Annotated in this window: 14 protein-coding genes; 8 read left to right on the top strand and 6 right to left on the bottom strand. The window is 71.3% G+C overall.

Annotated features, from left to right (window positions below):
- The first annotated feature begins 48 nt into the window (after positions 1-48).
- From ACFZAX_RS22450 to dhaL, 3 genes are all read left to right on the top strand, one after another.
- Complete coding sequence (locus ACFZAX_RS22450) at positions 49-696, top strand: endonuclease (protein ID WP_390963693.1); 648 nt, start codon at positions 49-51, stop codon at positions 694-696.
- Positions 697-870: 174 nt separating this feature from the next.
- Positions 871-1,869 carry a dihydroxyacetone kinase subunit DhaK gene (locus ACFZAX_RS22445; protein WP_390963692.1) on the top strand — a complete coding sequence of 333 codons (999 nt, stop codon included), beginning with the start codon at positions 871-873 and terminating at the stop codon, positions 1,867-1,869.
- Positions 1,870-1,922: 53 nt separating this feature from the next.
- Positions 1,923-2,597 (top strand): dihydroxyacetone kinase subunit DhaL, encoded by a 675-nt coding sequence (dhaL, locus tag ACFZAX_RS22440; protein ID WP_390963690.1) that lies wholly within the window; start codon positions 1,923-1,925, stop codon positions 2,595-2,597.
- 24 nt (positions 2,598-2,621) lie between these two features.
- On the opposite strand, the gene ACFZAX_RS22435 is transcribed toward dhaL, so the two are convergent.
- A complete protein-coding gene (locus tag ACFZAX_RS22435) occupies positions 2,622-3,203 on the bottom strand; it encodes a restriction endonuclease (protein ID WP_390963689.1) in 582 nt (193 codons plus the stop codon).
- A 203-nt stretch (positions 3,204-3,406) separates the two neighbouring features.
- Positions 3,407-3,616 carry a hypothetical protein gene (locus ACFZAX_RS22430; RefSeq protein WP_390963687.1) on the bottom strand — a complete coding sequence of 70 codons (210 nt, stop codon included), beginning with the start codon at positions 3,614-3,616 and terminating at the stop codon, positions 3,407-3,409.
- Between the two features lie 481 nt (positions 3,617-4,097).
- Here ACFZAX_RS22430 and ACFZAX_RS22425 point away from each other — a divergent pair, with 481 nt between their 5' ends.
- Complete coding sequence (locus ACFZAX_RS22425) at positions 4,098-5,693, top strand: hypothetical protein (RefSeq protein WP_390963686.1); 1,596 nt, start codon at positions 4,098-4,100, stop codon at positions 5,691-5,693.
- A 195-nt stretch (positions 5,694-5,888) separates the two neighbouring features.
- On the opposite strand, the gene ACFZAX_RS22420 is transcribed toward ACFZAX_RS22425, so the two are convergent.
- Positions 5,889-6,575, bottom strand: a complete 687-nt coding sequence (locus ACFZAX_RS22420) for an HAD-IA family hydrolase (RefSeq protein ID WP_390963685.1) — start codon at positions 6,573-6,575, stop codon at positions 5,889-5,891.
- 573 nt (positions 6,576-7,148) lie between these two features.
- On the opposite strand from ACFZAX_RS22420, the gene ACFZAX_RS22415 reads away from it, so the two are divergent.
- A complete protein-coding gene (locus ACFZAX_RS22415; RefSeq protein WP_390963684.1) occupies positions 7,149-7,835 on the top strand; it encodes a ScbR family autoregulator-binding transcription factor in 687 nt (228 codons plus the stop codon).
- 114 nt (positions 7,836-7,949) lie between these two features.
- Here the strand turns inward: ACFZAX_RS22415 and ACFZAX_RS22410 are convergent, their stop codons facing one another.
- Positions 7,950-8,576, bottom strand: coding sequence for a methyltransferase domain-containing protein (locus tag ACFZAX_RS22410; RefSeq protein WP_390963682.1), 627 nt, complete (start codon positions 8,574-8,576; stop codon positions 7,950-7,952).
- Positions 8,577-8,877: 301 nt separating this feature from the next.
- Between ACFZAX_RS22410 and ACFZAX_RS22405 the strand changes: the two genes are divergently transcribed.
- Entirely contained in the window at positions 8,878-9,558 is a 681-nt protein-coding gene (locus ACFZAX_RS22405; protein ID WP_390963680.1) for an AroM family protein, read from the top strand.
- A 13-nt stretch (positions 9,559-9,571) separates the two neighbouring features.
- On the opposite strand, the gene ACFZAX_RS22400 is transcribed toward ACFZAX_RS22405, so the two are convergent.
- On the bottom strand, positions 9,572-10,354 hold the full coding sequence (locus ACFZAX_RS22400) for an IclR family transcriptional regulator C-terminal domain-containing protein (RefSeq protein ID WP_390963679.1): 783 nt from the start codon (positions 10,352-10,354) through the stop codon (positions 9,572-9,574).
- A 251-nt stretch (positions 10,355-10,605) separates the two neighbouring features.
- Between ACFZAX_RS22400 and ACFZAX_RS22395 the strand changes: the two genes are divergently transcribed.
- On the top strand, positions 10,606-12,282 hold the full coding sequence (locus ACFZAX_RS22395; protein WP_390963678.1) for an OPT/YSL family transporter: 1,677 nt from the start codon (positions 10,606-10,608) through the stop codon (positions 12,280-12,282).
- Positions 12,283-12,338: 56 nt separating this feature from the next.
- Complete coding sequence (locus tag ACFZAX_RS22390) at positions 12,339-13,403, top strand: DUF917 family protein (RefSeq protein WP_390963676.1); 1,065 nt, start codon at positions 12,339-12,341, stop codon at positions 13,401-13,403.
- A gap of 102 nt (positions 13,404-13,505) precedes the next feature.
- Here the strand turns inward: ACFZAX_RS22390 and ACFZAX_RS22385 are convergent, their stop codons facing one another.
- Entirely contained in the window at positions 13,506-16,367 is a 2,862-nt protein-coding gene (locus ACFZAX_RS22385) for a M4 family metallopeptidase (protein ID WP_390963675.1), read from the bottom strand.
- Between the last annotated feature and the right edge of the window lie 192 nt (positions 16,368-16,559).

Here is a 16,559-nt window from a genome sequence, read left to right as displayed (position 1 = left end):
CGCTCGGACGGGCGTGCGTTCCCGTACGGAGAGGAGGACGGTGGGCGCATGAGCGATCGCAAGACCATGGGCCTCCTCCTCGACACGTATGGGCGGACGTACGCCGACGAGGCCGGCATCCGCCTGCGGGACACCCCTCAGCCCCTGTACCAGCTCCTGGTCCTGAGCCTGCTGCTCAGCACCCGCATCCGGGCCTCCGTCGCGGTGGCGGCGGCGAAGGCGCTGTTCGCGGACGGCCTGCGCACCCCCGGGCGGATGGCGGACGCCACCTGGCAGCAGCGTGTCGACGCGCTGGGCGAGGGTGGCTACCGGCGGTACGACGAGCGGACTGCGACACAGCTCGGTGACGGAGCGCTGCTGCTCCTCGACGACTGGCGCGGTGACCTGCGAAGGCTGCGCCAGGAGGCGGACGGCGACACGGCGGCACTCCGCGCCGGGCTGCGACGCCTGCCCGGGCTGGGGCCGACCGGGGCGGACATCTTCGTACGCGAGGTGCAGGCCGTCTGGCCGGAGACCCGTCCGTACATCGACGCCAAGGCGTTGCAGGGCGCGGAACGCCTGGGTCTGCCCACCTCCGCCGACGCCCTGCTGGCCCTCGCCCGCGGCACCGGACCGGCGGTACTCGCCGCGGCTCTGGTGCGCGCCGCGCTGGACAAGCACGCCGCCGAGTCGATCGGGCTGTCCGCCGGGGCGTGATACGGCGCACGGCGCACAGGAGTGATCCATCGTGCTGCTGTGCGCCGTCACGTAATGGGCTGAGTTTGTCTCTGCGAGTTGCCACATCGGGCACCTCCCTTCAGCATGAAGTGACCTGTCTGGAGGGTCGTCTCACCCGGCCGCACAAGGCCCCGGGACGAAAGGGCGCCACGTATGGCCGCGTACTTCGAGAACAGCACTGACGACCTGGTTCCGAACGCGCTGGCCGGCTTCGCCCGGGCCCATGCGGATCTCGTCGTCCACGACGTGGAGAACGGCTATCTCGCCGCCCGCCACACCGCACCGTCCCGCCGTGTCGGACTGCTTTCCGGCGGCGGCTCGGGGCACGAGCCGATGCATGCCGGGTTCGTGGGCGCGGGCATGCTGGACGCGGCGTGCCCGGGGCGGGTGTTCGCGTCGCCCCACAACCGGCAGGTGTACCAGGCCTCGCTGGCGGTGGCCCGCGCGGAGGGCGTCCTGCACATCGTGAAGAACTACACCGGCGACCGGATCAACTTCGGTATCGCCGCCGAGCGTCTCGCGCACAGGGGCGTGCCCTGCGCACGCGTCCTCGTCGACGACGACCTCGCGTCCGACTCCGAGGACATCGCCGCAGGGCGCCGGGGCACGGGCGGCACGGTGCTGGTCGAGAAAATACTCGGCGGAGCCGCCGACACGGGTCTCGGCCTGGACGAGCTGGCCGCGCTCGGGGCGGCGCTGGCCGGCCGCTGCCGGACGCTCTCCGTCGCGTCCACCGCGCACACCGCACCCACCACCGGCCGCCCGGCGTTCGAACTGGCCGCCGGAGAGCTGGAGTACGGCGTCGGCATCCACGGCGAGCGCGCCAACCGCACCCGGCAGGAGGGACCCGTCTCCGCCCTGGTGGAGGAGATGACGGACTCCCTGCTGGCCGCGATCCGTCCGGGCCCGGCGGAACCCGTCGTGGCGCTGGTCAACGGCCTGGGCGCCATCACTCCGCTGGAGCTGTACGGCATCTTCGGGGAGCTGGGCCGGGTGCTGGACGACCGAGGGGTCCACCTCGCCCGCCATCTCGTCGGCGACTACGTCACGGCCCTGGACATGCGCGGGTTCTCCCTCACTCTGCTGGTGGCCGATTCCCGGACGCTGGGCTACTACGACGCACCGGTACGGACCGCGGCGCTGCGCTGGTGAGCGGCGACGTCGACGACCGGTGATCGGGACGCGTGGAACTGGAGGAGAACGCCATGGCGACAGCTTTCGACAGCACCTTCACGAGTGGCTGGATGGACCGGTTCGCGGCTTCGGCCCATGCCACTGAGACCGAGCTGACCACGCTCGACCAGCAGGTGGGCGACGGCGACTTCGGCGTGAACCTCAGCGCCGGGGTACGGGCCGCGCAGCGACTGCGGAGCGCGGTCGGCGACACCGAGGAGGGCGATCCCTCGGCTGCCCTGGGGAGCACGGCCAGTGCCTTCCTGGACGAGATCGGAGGCACCAGCGGTCCGCTCTTCGGACTGTTGTTCCAGGCACTCGGCGCGGCCGTCGCGGCGGAGGGCCCGGCTCTCACCACGGCCGGTCTCGCCGCGGGTACGGAGAACGGCCTCGCCGCGATACGCCGGGTGGGTGACGCGAAGCCCGGTGACAAGACGCTGGTGGACGCGCTGACGCCGGCCGCCGAAGCGCTGCGCGACGCTCCGGACGGGACCCCGCCGGACCGCGCTCTCGCCCTCGCCGCCGACGCCGCCTGGGAGGGCGTGCGGGAGACGGCCGCGCTCCGGGCGCGGATGGGCCGCGCCAGCTACGTCGGCGAGCGCGCGTCCGGCATACCGGATCCGGGAGCCGTGGGTGTCGCCCTGCTCTTCGCCTCGGCGGCCGGGACCATACGCTCCCTGGGCCCCCATCTGCGGATCACCGGCTGAGGCCGGCCGGACGGCCTTCGGGCTTCAGGAGAGCGCGGTCGGCTTGCGGGGCGGCGGCACGGCCCGCAACAGCTCCCACAGAGGACGGGAGCCGGACGCCCACACGGCGAGGGTGTGGCGGTCGACCACGTGCAGCCGTTGTTGCGCGGCGAAGGCCACGGCAGGGGCGGTCACCCGGCCGTTGGTCACGATCACGGCGACGTCGGCGCCGTGCACCTGCCGGGCGGTGCCGTTGAGTACCTGCAGGTCGGGCGTGCCCACCGCGGAGCCGGCCAGACCACTGCGCTGGTGCTTGCACTGGATCACCCAACGGCGCCCGTAGGGGTCGGTGGCCTTCACGTCGGCGCCCAGGTCACCGCCGCCTCCCACCCGGACCGCTTCCCGGCAGCCGTCGCGGCGCATCAGATCCCGTACCGCGTCCTCGAACCGGGAGTGGTGCAGGGCGTCCAGGTGGGCAAGCCCGTACCGCAACCCCTGCCGTCGGACCGCCTCCCACCGCGAGCGCCGCCGCCTGTGGTGGAGCAGGCCGCCGCCGGCCGACCCCGCGAGCGCGCCGAGGAGAACCAGCACCCACCCGTGTGCCAGCAGCCAGTTCACCACCGTCACCGCGAGAGCGACGCAGAGCACCGCGCCCCCGAGGGATGCGCTCAGCCGGTCCCCGGTACGCCGACGCCCACCGCCCGGCTTCCGGCCACTCGATCGCCGAGGACCCGACCGCTGAGGACCGGACCGTCGCGGACCGGGCTTGCGGGGGGTTCGCCGCCTCGGCGGGCGTCCGGTCGCCGACCGGTCGTTCCGCGCGCGGGGGCTCATCCGCCGTCCTCCCCGAAGCCGCCGACGAGTTCGCCCAGGAAGTCCAGGATTCCCCTGCCCACCGGGGTCGGAGCGATCAGCACCCCGAGCGCCAGGACGATGACCACGGTGAACCTCTCGTCCAGCCGGCTCCGGGCCTCCGTACGCCGCCGTAGCCGGAACAGGACGATGACCGCGAGCAGCACAGCCACATTGATCGTCAGCAACCGCCGAACCTCCCGCAGAACACGACCGCCGCCCGGGGGACGGCAGACCCGCCCCCGCGTCCTGTCTAGTCGGAGCCCCCCGTCGGCGCGGACGGATTGCATGCGAATGGCAGTAAAACGATCCCCTTGGCCGGAATGTGCGGCACCGCTTGGACGGACGCCCAGGGGCCGGGCCGCAAGGCGGCGGCCGTTCCGGTCGCTCACCGTCGTTCGTGGTCGTTCGCGGTCGTTCGCGGTCGTTCGTCAAGGCAGCTGGAACCAAGCACGCATTCGAAAATATGGACGAGCATCGCGCGTGCGCTGGCTCTCACCGGCGCCCGGCACGGGCAGCCCGGCGCCGCGCGCCCAAGATCGGTTGCACCTGGCGGAGTTCCCGGGTCATGGGGCCGCACCGACACGTACGGTGGGTCCGTTGTCGTGCCCGTCCGTCGTGGCAGGTACGGCGACGGGCAGTTGGAACGGCGGGAAAGGAAAGAGCGGGATGACGAAGGCGGCCGGCGGACTGGACGAGCGCGTGGTGGGACGCAGGTGGACGGTGCGCCTGGACGCGGCCGGCCGCAGCGGTACGACGGTACGGGTCACCTGCAGCCGGCCGTCCTGCCCCGAGCAGCGGCTGCCGACGCCGCCCGAGGGACGTGCGGCGGCGGTCGCGCATCTGAAGGCCCACCTCAAGGCAGCCGTTGAACCCCGGGCCCAGGCGTACTGCGCCTGCAAGTCCGAGGAGTGCGTCGCGCACATCCGTCCCGCCACCGGGCGGCACGAACACGCACCGTCCTGGCGGTGCGGCGGCGCGGTCGTCCTGGCCGTGGTCGCCGACCGGGAAGGCCGCTGGTGGCGGGCGATGGAGTGCTGCTCCCGCTGCGCCGCCGCCACACCCGGTACGAAGATCGTCGCCACCGCTGCCACCGTCTTCGTCCCGACGGCGGCTGTCGCGGCGGCTGCGGTCCCGCAGGCCGTCGCGGGTGAATGCCCCCCGATGGCGGCACAGTTCTCCCACAGTCCCGCGTCCGGGTCCTCTCCCGTGCCGGACTCCGCGTCCACGCCCGCGCCGCGGCCCGGACCCCGGAAGGTACCGAAGCCACGTCCCACGCCCCGACGCCGCCCGCAGGGGTACGAGAAGATCGCGCAACGGGTCATCCCCCACGACCTGCGCCCGGTCGTCCTGCGTGACGAGCTCGTCGAACTCGGTCGCATGTTCCGCGCCTACCAGAAGAGCGCCGAACCCGACTTGGCGCTGCTCGCGGACCTCCACACGCGCAAGGCGCAGGCCTTCATGACCTGGTCGGACGTCACGGGCGACGTCACCCTGCGGCTGGAGGCCCAGCGCGCCGCGCACGCCGCCACCGCCGCCCGTCTCCAGCACCTGCAGCGCACCGGCGCCAGCGCGGACGGTGAAGGGCCGGCGGTGGAACGGTTCCTGATCGGACCGACGCAGTGGACCAACGCGCGCTCGGTCCTCGCGCACCTGGCCGACAACGCCCCACTACCCGGCGCGGAGGCACGCCTCCTGACCGTGATGCTGACCCTGCGCACCGCGCACACCGGCAGCGGCAATGTCGTCGGGCAGGACCTCAACGCGTTGAACCTGACCGATCCGGAAGGCCTGCTGACGGAGCTGACCGAGTGCGGCTGGCTGTCCCTGCCCGGCTCCGCCGGTGACATTCTCACCGCCCGGCCGGAGAATCCCGTCCCCGTCACCGTCCCCAGCCTGGTGCCGCGTGAAGACGGTACGGGCCCGCTCACGTTCGGCAGGAAGATGCGCCCCAAGCTCAGTGGGTGGGCGCAGCGAGTCGTCTCGGACAAGAAGCTCCGCAAGTCGAAGGCCTCCCCCGCCACCCGGGTGCTGGCCCTGACGCTGGCAGCCCGAACCAGCTTCGACGGGCGTTTCGGCGCCGACGGCGAGGGCGTCGATCTGGAAGACGTCCTCGACTGGTGCCCGGTGGACCGGGATGAACTTCCGGAGCTGGTCGAGAAGTTGTCGGCGACGAACTGGCTGGCCGAGGCCTCCCTCACAGACACCGGCATCACCGGCCGGGTGGCGGAGCGCGTTCTGCCGCTCACCTGCCCGTATCCCTGATGGCTGTCCCGCAACTCCTGGTGGATCAGCGTGCGGCGTCGGATGCGGCGCATCACACGGCGGAGGGACGCCCGCATACTGGATGTATGCGGACGTTCCGACAACGCGGCGAGGTGCTGTGGCTGGTGCCGACCCGTTCCGCCGGGTCATCACCCGCACGGTGCCCCTGTGGCGGGCCGTTCGTCCGCGGGGTTGTCAGTCCTCCCCTGCGATGCGCGTCTGCGCCCAGGCCACCAGGTCCGGATCGGCGAGGTTCGCGACCCAGGAGTCTGCGTGCTCCGCGCCCGGCCCGTCGGGGAACGGTCCGGTGCCGAGGACGCGGAGACCGGCCTTCCGCGCGGAGACGATGCCGGTGACGGAGTCCTCCACGGCGAGCGCCTCCTGCGGGGGGACCCCGCAGAGTCCGGCGGCGACCGTGTAGACGTCCGGATGCGGTTTGGGCCGTACGCCGTCGCCCGCGACGACCACATGGTCGAAGTGGGTGAGCAGGCCGGCCCGGTCGAGGCTCGACTCCACCATGTCCAGGGGGCAGTTGCTCGCCACCGCCAGCGGAAGGTGGCGGGCGGCCAGCCGTACGAGCGCCGTCGCGCCCGGCATGGTGACCGGGTCGTCGGCGACCAGTGCCGTGAAGTGTCTGAGCAGGCTGTCCGTCATGTCGTCGACGAAGTCGGGCTTTCCGCACTCCTCGGCCATGAGGGCGCCGCATTCGGTGTAGTGAACGCCCTTGGCCCGTTCGGCGAAACCGGCCGGGGGACGGAGGCCGAACTCGCTGAAGACCCGCTGACGGGCGTCCTGCCAGTGACTTTCGGTGTCCATGAGGGTTCCGTCGCAATCGAAGACGATCGCCGACGGAGACCAGGAGAAAATGCGATGAGCTGTCATTTCTCTGCCGTTCTCAAAGAGCGCGCCGACCCCACCCGGTCGGCGGGTGCAGTGACATGGAGCTGCGGGAAAGGCGCACTCGACCGCTGAGATCGCGATGGCGAAACGATCTCGGTGAACACACGCGAAGGCGAACGGTGTCGCCTCCCGGGCACGCCGCGACGGACGGATTTCCGCCTTGTACGAGGTAAGCCCGAAAACATCGTAGGGGCTACGTTAATTTCGGGATCTCGCGTCCCGCAATCACTACTTCGAGTGTTTGGTGGCCGATCAGGGTCGGCACGAACCCCCGGAAGAACACCGCGCCGAGCCATCGAAAGAGCGGCATCTCGACCATCAACCATGCTCAATGCAAGGCAAGTTGAGCATTCGGGAACCATACGGGCGGGGTGGCGCGCACGGGCGGGGCGACCGGTGCGGCTGCGAACCGGTTTACGAATTAATCAATGCCGCCCACGCACGGGCACAGTCGAAGAATAATAAAATCTCCGCGTGTCGAATCTCCGGCACTGGACCCCAGGGTGCAGCTCTGCGCCCTACGCGGTCGGACATGTGAGCGAAGGCAGAACACCCGTGCAAGACCGAGCGCAAGCAACCAGGAAAGTGCTCCTGGAATCCGCGGCACACCTCTTTGTCGAACAGGGATACGCGGGAACCAGTATCAACGAGGTCGGTGACCGTTCAGGCCGCACCAGCGGAGCGATCTACTTCCACTACTCCAGCAAGGAGAAGCTGGCGCTGGCCGTCGTCCGCGCGCAGTTCGCCAGCTGGCCGCAGCTGAATGCCCGGTACACCGCTCCGGGCATTCCTCCGCTGGAGAAGCTGGTCGCCCTCAGCTTCGATGTCGCCCACACCCTGCGCGAGGACGTCATAGCCCGCGCCGGCGCGCGCCTGTGGAACGAACGCCGCAGCATCGACGCGGCCGTACCCGCGCCGTTCGCCGGCTGGACCGCCGCGGTGACGCGGCTGCTCGCCGAAGCGCGGGCGAGAGGCGAACTCGCCGGAGGCATCGACCCGTCGGGCACGGCCACCACCCTCGTATGCTCCTTCTTCGGGCTCTACACCCTGACGGACGAGGTGGCGGGCGAGCGGGAGCTGGGGGCCCGGCTGAACCAGTGGTGGCTGCTGGTCCTGGGCGCGTTGCAGGCCCGGCCCGATCCGGCCGCCCTGCTCGCCCGGGTGCGCGCGCGCCTCGCCGTGACCGGGGTCCGCATCCCGGCGAGGACGCGCCTGCGGGAACCGTCGGACACGGCCCCGTGACCTGGTACCGGTTCACCGGGGCCGCGTGAGCCGGTTTCCGCACGAGGGCCGACGCCGGCCCTCCGGGCCCGGCTCGCCGGTGCGGCCTCTGTGCGATGCCGGAACGGCGCGGACTCACATGACGGGACGGGAGTGCACGCTGACCGCGTATCCGCAGCCCGGGGTATAGGTGTCGCCGCTCCACGTGGCGTAGCGCTGACGCAGGACCAGCCCGGCCTCGGCGCTCCAGTGGTCGAACTCCTCGATGGTCACCGGCGGTTCCGGCAGCGGCAAGTGCGCCGCGTCCAGTCCCATCCCCGTCACCAGCAGGCCGCCGGGGCGCAGCACGGAGGCCAGCTGCCGAACGACGGCCGGTTCGGTGCCGGGGGCCAGCAGGGGAATGACGTTTCCGGCGGCGAGTACCAGGTCGAAGCCCGCCGTCAGTCCGAGGCCGCTCAGGCGGGCCAGGTCTCCGAGGAGCCATTCCTGCGCAGGGGCGTCGTGGCGGGCGACGGCGAGCATCGAGGGATCGACGTCCACACCGGTGCAGCGGTGGCCCAGTTCGGCGAGCCGGATCGCGATCCGGCCGGTTCCGCAGCCCGCGTCGAGTACGCGGGCCGCGCGCTTCAGCCGTGCGTCGCAGAAGGCGGCTTCGCCGTGGATGTCGTGGCCTGATTCCGCGAGCCGTGCGAAGCGCCGGGCGTACTCCTCTCCTGCCTGTCCGCCGGTCAGTTCCGCCCAGCGGTCCTGGTGCCCAGTCATGTTTCGGGTGTGCCTTCCGGTCGGCCCGTCCAGCAGGGCGCGGACGGCGTCGTCGTGAATTCTCGCAGCCCCGAGGCGCGACGGACGTCCGACGATCGGCGGACCGGGGTGCGCCGGACCGGCGGACCGGCGGACCCGGCACCCGGCACCCGGCACCCGGCACCCGGCGGATGAACGGTCCCCCTCGCGGCGGGCGGGAGTCGGACCCCTCCCGGTCAGCCCTTCCGCGCACCGGCGGATGCGGTTAACGTTTTACGGAACCCATGTCCATAATCCGGAACTCCCAGGAGAACGAGGCACCGTGAGCACCTTGGCGTTTCTCACCATCGGTCAGGCACCACGCCCAGACCTGTCCGGCGCCATCGAGGCACATCTGCCGCCGACGACGCGCGTGCGGCACGCCGGGGCGCTCGACGGCCTGACCCGCGCGGAGGTCATAGCCCGCTTCGCGCCGGTGGACGGCGGGGCCACGCTGCTGAGCAGGCTGGCCGACGGCGGCCCGGTGACGCTCGACGCCGCGGCCGTCGGGACGGGTCTGCAGACCCGCCTGGACCAGGTGGAGCAGGAGGGCGCCGATGCCGTGGTGCTGCTGTGCACCGGCGCGTTCCCGGGGCTGCGGACCCGTCGGGCGCGGCTCGTCGAGCCGGACGTGCTGGTGACGGGGTACGTCTCCACGGTACTGCGGGGCAGTCGGGTCGGGATGGTCGTGCCGCTGCCCGAGCAGGTCCCCGAGGCCCGCGAGAAGTGGCGGGCCGTCACTCCGGCGCCCCTGTTCGCCACGGCCTCGCCGTACGCCGACGACGTTTCGGCGCTGCGCTCGGCGGCTTTCGCCCACCTGGAAGCGGGCGCGAGCGCGCTGATGCTCGACTGCATGGGCTACGGGGACCGGCACCACCGGGCGCTCCGCGCCGCCGGTGTCACCGTGCCGGTCCTCACACCGGGTGCGGTGGTGGGTGCGGCCCTCGGACCGCTGCTGAGCTGAGCGCCGTTCCCGCTCAGCGGGCGGCGCCGCTCTCCGCGTAGCGCAGCCAGTACGGGTCGCCGATGCGCTTGCCCACGCGCAGGGCGGCGTCCCGTACGGCCCGGCCGAAGCGCGCCTCGTTCTCGTCGCGCAGTTCGGGGGCGGGCAGCGCGATCCCTATGCCGAAGACCTGCCCCGTGTCGCCGTCGAGGACGGCGGCGGAGATCCCGGCGACGTTGGGCACGTACTCGCCGCGCGAGGACTCCCAGCCGTCGGCGCGCACGCGTGCCAGACAGGAGACCAGCTCACCGGGGGTGCGGGGGGCGGTGCCCGTGCTCTGTTCGAGGCGGGGGTCCAGGAGCCGGAGCACCCGCGCGTCGTCGAGGCGGGAGAGCAGAGCGCGCCCCATGGAGCTGGCGTAGGCAGGCGCCCTGGTACCCGCCGGCGTGTACGCCTGGAGGGCGCCGACCGTACCGATCCGCATGTGGAGTACGAGCGACTCGGCGCCGTCGAGCACGTCGACGTACCCGGTGTATCCGATGTCGGCGACCAGCCTGGCCAGCTCTTCCTCCAGGAGGGAGGCGGTGCTGCGCGAGACCCGGAAGTGGTACGAGGCCTCCATGACGAGCTCGCCCGGGCGGTAGGCGCGGCTCATCGGATCGCGGTCGAGGAAGCCGTACTCGGCCATCATGCTCAGCGTCCGCGACACCGAGCTCTTGGGCAGGTCCAGCGCCCCTGCGACATCCGTCACGGTCAGGTCGCGCTGCAGGCGCGCCATCAGGCGCAGGACGTCGCGCGCGTTGGCGAGTGTGCTCACCGGTTTTTCCGCCTCCCCCGAGCTCCCCCGAGTCGTGTCGTCCGATCGTAAGGGGCGCCGGACCTCATGCGTGACCGGCCCTCGTCCGCTGTCGCGGACTGCCCGTATGTCGAGAAATCCGGCTTCTCCCTTGACGGCTGAGTGCGCCGTATGGATGATCCAGAGATCTACATATTAAGACCTGGTTCCAGATTATGGAACCTTTCGGTGGCCGAAACAGTCCGCCGCCCGATCAGGAGCACGGGAGAACCATGAGTACCGACGCCGCTCCCCAGGCCGTCACGGACACTTCGCACACCCCGGGTGATGCGCACGGCGCCGGTGAGGCGCGACGCCATCCCCGCGCCCTCGCGCCCGGCAATCTGATCCTCACCGTGGTGCTCAGCGTGTTCGGCGCCGTCGTGGGCGTACAGCTGCTCGCCACGCTCGGCGTCACCCCCAGCACCTCGCTGATCGGGGCGCTGGCCGCGATGACGCTCGCCCGGGTGCCGCTCGTATGGTTCCGGGGGTTCCGCTCGGTGCACGCCCAGAACCTGGCGCAGACCAGCATCTCCTCGGCCACCTTCGGCGCCGCGAACAGCCTCTTCCTGCCGATCGGGATCCCGTTCCTCTTCGGGATGGACAACATGATCGTCCCGATGCTGATCGGCGTCTCCGCCGCGATGCTGGTCGACGCCTGGCTGCTCTACCGCATGTACGACACCCCCGCCTTCCCCGCCAAGAACCCCTGGCCGCCCGGGATCGCCGCAGCCGAGGCCATCAAGGCGGGCGACGAGGGCGGCCGTCGCGCCAAGGTGCTCGGCCTGGGCCTGCTCACCGGGATGGCCGGTGCCGCGTTCGCGCTGCCCATGTCGGCCTTCGGCGTGGCCCTCATCGGCGGGTTCGGCGCCATGGCCGCCTTCGGTGTCGGCCTGCTGTTCACCGAGTACGCCGACCCGCTGTTCGGGCTCGACCTCAACGCGATGTATCTGCCGCACGGGATGATGATCGGTGCCGGTCTGGTCGCCCTGGTCCAGGTCGGCCGCACCATCGTCACGACCCGGCGGAGCTCGGCGGACGAGTCCCGGACCGCCCGCGCGACCACGACGGCCGACGCGCCGGAGGACACCCCGGACGGCGCGAAGCGCCTGGGCCGCTCGATGCGCCTGGGCTTCGGCGCCTACCTGGTGATCTCGGTCCTGCTGGCGTTCGGCACGGGTGCCGCCACGCACATGAGCCCGGGCATGCTGATCGGCTTCCTCTTCTACGCCACGGTCGCCGCGTTCCTGCACGAAATGCTCGTCGGAATCGCCTCCATGCACTCCGGCTGGTTCCCCGCCTTCGCGATCGCCCTGATCACGCTGCTGCTGGGCATCCTCATCGGCTTCCCGCCCGAGGCGCTCGTCGTGCTGTCCGGCTTCACCGCCGCGACCGGCCCGGCCTTCGCCGACATGGGGTACGACCTCAAGGCGGGCCACCTGCTGCGCGGGGAGAACGCCGACCCGGCCTTCGAGCTGGAGGGCCGCCGCCAGCAGCTGATCGCCGCGATGATCGGCTTCGGCGTCGCCATCGTGGTCGTCGTCGTCTCCTACCGGATGTTCTTCGACAACGGGCAGACCGCCCCGATCGACGCCGCGTACGTCGCGGCGATCAAGGCGGGCCCGTCGGTGGAGACCGCCAAGCACCTCGCCCTGTGGGCGATCCCCGGCGCGCTCGTGCAACTTGTCGGCGGGTCCAAGCGCCAGCTCGGCATCCTGCTCGCGACAGGCCTCCTGATCACCACGCCGATGGCCGGCTGGATGGTCGCCGCCGGCATCGCGGTCCGCATCCTCGCCCCGCGGGTGCTCGGACCGAAGGCCAAGGAGGACCTCGACGTCTTCGCCGGCGGAGCCATCGCCGGTGACGCCCTCTACTCGTTCGGCAACGGTCTGTTCAAGGCCGCCAAGTAGCCGGACACCCGCTCGACCATTCGTACGTACCGCACAGAACCACCCTGGGAGACCCCGTGAAGCGACAGCTGACCCACGACGACATCCGCGCGGCCGTGTACGGCGGTGCCGTACTGGGCGGAGGCGGCGGCGGGTTCGTCGAGCGGGGCCTGCGCACCGCCGAGCTGGCCCTCCAGGTGGGCACGCCCGAGCTGTGGACCGCCGACGAGTTCCGGGACGAGGACCTGACCGCGACCGTCGCCCTCGTCGGCGCCCCCGCCGCGCCCGACCCGCAGGTGCTGCCGACCCACCTGCTGCGCGCGCTGGAGCTGCTCCGACGCGACCTGCCGGGCGAGCTCGTCGCGATCCACACCAACGAGAACGGCGCCGAGACCACGATCAACGGCTGGTTCCACTCGGCGATGACCGGTCTGCCCGTCATCGACCTGGCCTGCAACGGCCGCGCTCACCCGTCGAGCGTGATGGGCGCGATGGGCCTGCACCTGGCGGACGACTACCGCTCCAGCCAGGGCTACGCGGGCGGCAAGCCCTACGCCTATGTCGAGGGCGCGGTCTCCGGACACCTGGAGGCCACCTCGAACGTGGTCCGGCGCGCCTCCGTCGAGGCCGGCGGCTGGGTCGGCGTCGCCCGCAATCCGGTCGACATCGGCTATGCCGTCAAGAACGGCGCTCCCGGTGCCATCGGCTTCGCCATCGAGCTGGGCCACCGCTTCCTGGCGGACGGCCCGGTCGGCGCGGCGCAGCACCTCGGCGGCGAGATCGTCGCGAAGGGACGTGTGCGCGAGTACCGGTGCGAGCAGCGGGAGGGCCTGGACGTCGGTGTCGCCGTCCTCGACGACGCCGACGGCACCACGCTGCACTTCGTCAACGAGTACATGGCGCTCGACCTGGCCGGCGGGCGACGGGCCTCGTTCCCCGACCTGATCACGACGTTCGACGAGGCGGGGCAGCCGCTCGCCTCCGCCGACGTCGCGGTCGGCGAGCAGGTCAGCGTCCTGGTGGCCCCCGCCGCGAACCTGCTCCTCTCCACCACGATGTACATGCCCGAGGTGTACGCACCGGTGGAGTCGCTGCTCGGCGTCACGTTCGCTCCCAAGGCGCGGGTCCTCGCCGACGCCTGAGCCCAGCAGCCGCACAGGACCTCTGGTGCACGTCTCCCCCGGCACGCACGACGGCCGGACCCCCCTCGGGTCCGGCCGTCGTGCGGTCTCAGTGGGTCCGCGTCAGCAGGATCCCGCCGGGCGGTCCCGCTTCACGAGGTTCGTGTAGCCGGTGGTGCCGTCCAGCCACAGGACGCGCTGTCCCTCGTCGGCGATGGCGTAGGCCTGGTCGCCGCGGTTGCAGGAGACGCGCTGGGCGCCGCCCCCGCCGTCGGGAGCCGCCTGGTAGAGCTTCGGCAGCGTGTCGTTGGCCCACGACGTGGCCGGCGGCAGCGTGGTGACGGTGACCGCGTCGTCCGAGGCGGTCAGCGTGTACGCGTACAGGGAGCCGTCGCCGCCCTCGGGCGTGACGGTGACGGGGTTCGAGCCGTCGGTGCCGGCGCGGCGCACCGCGGCCTGTCCGGTGTCGGTGGCGTCGTTGTCCTCGATCCAGTAGACCCCGTCGTCGGTGATCGCCGTCTGGCCGATGCTCACCGTGTTGACGCTGTCGGCGACGGGCATCTCCGTCTTGACGCCGGTCGCCGCGTCGAGGACCTCGACACCGAGCGTGAAGTTGCCGTTGGCGTCGGGGGCCAGCCTGGCGTAGGCGATTTTGCCGTCCCTGACGGAGGCCAGACCCGAGACGTTGTACGGACGGCCGCCGTCGACCAGGGCGGCCGCTCCGGTCTTCATGTTCACGTACCGGACGTTGGTGACGCCGAACTGGGGGTTGAACGCGGTGTAGGCGACGTAGTCGCCGTCCACGACGAGCCCGGAGACATCGCTGCCGATGGCGTCGACCATCCTCGTGACACCGCCCTTGACCGGCCGCGCCATGATCTTGATGCCGCTGCTGCTGTAGTCGGCCCAGACCACCGTCCTGCCGTCGGTGTCCGCGTAGACGTTGTAGTCGCCGTTGTTGGCGCTCATCAGCTGCGGCGTGCCCTGGCCGGAGGTGTTGCCCACCCACACCGAGTACGGCTCGCTGCCGTCCTCGTTGGAGCGGGAGACGGCGTACTTGCCGCCGCCGGCGCCGACACCCGTGTTGTAGACGTTGACCTTGGACAGAATCGTGTCGGTGTCGACGCCGAGCGCCTTCTCCCAGCCCGGCACGATGCCGTGCGCGTCGAAGGACCGCTTGACGGTCTTCAGCTGGGCCTTGGTGACGCCCAGTTCCTGCGCGGCGGCGATGACCGCGGCGCGGCCCTCGGTGAAGCCGTCGAGCGGCGTCATGTACGCGGACAGGGCGCGGTAGACGATCTTGTCGGCGAGGTCGCCGCCGAGGTCCTGGCGCATGTCCCACAGGGCGCCGGAGAAGATCGTGGAGTTGAGGTGCACGCCGCCGTTGTCACCGCGGTAGGTGACGCCGATGAAGTCCTTCGACGTGGTGGCGCCGTCGTTGAGGTCGCGCAGGGCGCACTCGCGCGGGCTGAGGGTGGTGCACAGGTCCTCGCCGAGCAGACCGGCGTCCGGGTCGTCCATGGAGACGTTGTTCGCCTCCAGGTCGATGGCGTTGCCGAAGTAGTCGGCGAGGGCCTCGTTCATGGCGCCGGACTGCCCCGCGTAGACGAGGTTCGCGGTGTTCTCGACGACGCCGTGGGTCATCTCGTGGCCGACGACGTCGGTGTCCGCGGAGAAGGTGCGGTAGTCGCCGCCGCCCTGGCCGTAGACCATCTTCTGGCCGTCCCAGAAGGCGTTGTTGTACGGCTGGCCGTTCGCGACCACGCCGACCAGGGAGTAGATGTAGCCGTCCTTGCCGTCGAGGCTGTCCCGGCCGAAGTGGTTCTTGTAGTAGTCGTAGACCTTGCCGGCCGCCCAGTGGGCGTCCACCGCACCGGAGTTGGTGAAGTCCTCGCCGAGCTCGGGGGTCGTCGACTGGAAGGTCTTGACCCCGGTGGGCCAGGCACCGGACGCGGAGGCGACTTCGCGACCGCGAGCGTCGTAGGTCGCCAGCATGGGGCCCACGTACGGGGAGTCGGCGGCCCGCTTGCTGTAGTCGATCATCTGGTAGATGCCCTTGGTGTCCTTGTACAGGTTCACCTCGGTCTTCTCGCCGTTGTAGCGGACGGCGGAACCCTTGACGACGAGCTGGTCGGCGGCGGCCGTGGACGCCTCGGGTGCCTCGCCGGTGGCCCCCGTGGCGGCGGTGCCGGTTCCCGTGGCGCCGAACGTCTTGATGCCGCTGTACTGCAGCAGCGGGAAGCCGGAGCGCGCGTCGACGTACACCTCCTGCTTCACGGGCTGCCCGTCGACGGGGCTGACGCCGGTGACGGTGACGTGCCGGGTCAGCACGCCCGTGCCCTGCGGGAGGATCGTCAGGCCGTCGGTGGTGCCGCTCAGTCCGGCCTTGACGGGCCCCTCCCCCGCCGCGGGGCGCTTCAGCGGCGCCTGGCCCAGTTGCGAGACGACGGCGCCGACGGCTCGGTCGATCGCGGTCCGCTCCGAGACCTCCGGGGAGACGGTGTCGAGCTTGAGGTCGGTGAAGTACTTGCCCGAGGTACCGGTGACGGCGCGCTTGCCGCCCTTCTTCTCCATGCGGACGACGTACTCACCGCCCAGGACCGGGACACCCTGGTACTTCTGCTGGAGACGTACGGTCTCCCGGCCGCCCTCGCTCTGCGTGCTGACGGTCGACAGGTCATTCGAGGAGGTGTCCGCTATGTGGTAGCGGCTCTGCTTCCCCTTGAGGTGGGTACGGGCGGCGTCGGCGGCGCTGCCGGTGGCCGGGACCTCCTCGTGCAGGCCGGCGACCAGGGCGGGGGTGTCGGTGTCGGAGGTCACCCCGCTCGCCGCGGCCGGGACGTCGGCGGTGGCAGCGGCCGCTGCCGGGATGCCGGTCACCAGCAGCCCGGCAGCGGCGAGGAGCGCCGCCGTGCCCCGGCCGACGCCTATGCCACCAGGTGCTCTCGTCGGCTTGACCGCTCTCCTGCGTACTGAGCTCCGCACGGTGTTTCCCTCCAGTGGCACGAGTGTGTGAACCGTTTTCCGATGCGGCCATGCAAGTACCGGCACGGAGGATGAACAACGCGTCCCCTGTACACACTTGTGTGCGTGCCCACATGTGTGGCCGGAGCTGTCCGGCGAACCGGCGCATACCCGGCCTGCGCCCTCCGGGGAGAGGTCGGCGTGTAATGCCCG

Source organism: Streptomyces sp. NPDC008125 (assembly GCF_042957125.1).
Classification (GTDB): Bacteria; Actinomycetota; Actinomycetes; order Streptomycetales; family Streptomycetaceae; genus Streptomyces.
This window is presented reverse-complemented; position numbering and strand designations above follow the sequence as displayed.

Bases quoted from the DNA above. Each gene is read 5' to 3' on its own strand.
- ACFZAX_RS22395 (WP_390963678.1), top strand. From the start codon at position 10,606: ATGAGTACCGACGCCGCTCCCCAGGCCGTCACGGACACTTCGCACACC.
- ACFZAX_RS22450 (WP_390963693.1), top strand. From the start codon at position 49: ATGAGCGATCGCAAGACCATGGGCCTCCTCCTCGACACGTATGGGCGG.
- ACFZAX_RS22445 (WP_390963692.1), top strand. From the start codon at position 871: ATGGCCGCGTACTTCGAGAACAGCACTGACGACCTGGTTCCGAACGCG.
- ACFZAX_RS22425 (WP_390963686.1), top strand. From the start codon at position 4,098: ATGACGAAGGCGGCCGGCGGACTGGACGAGCGCGTGGTGGGACGCAGG.
- ACFZAX_RS22420 (WP_390963685.1), bottom strand. From the start codon at position 6,575: ATGACAGCTCATCGCATTTTCTCCTGGTCTCCGTCGGCGATCGTCTTC.
- ACFZAX_RS22410 (WP_390963682.1), bottom strand. From the start codon at position 8,576: ATGACTGGGCACCAGGACCGCTGGGCGGAACTGACCGGCGGACAGGCA.
- dhaL (WP_390963690.1), top strand. From the start codon at position 1,923: ATGGCGACAGCTTTCGACAGCACCTTCACGAGTGGCTGGATGGACCGG.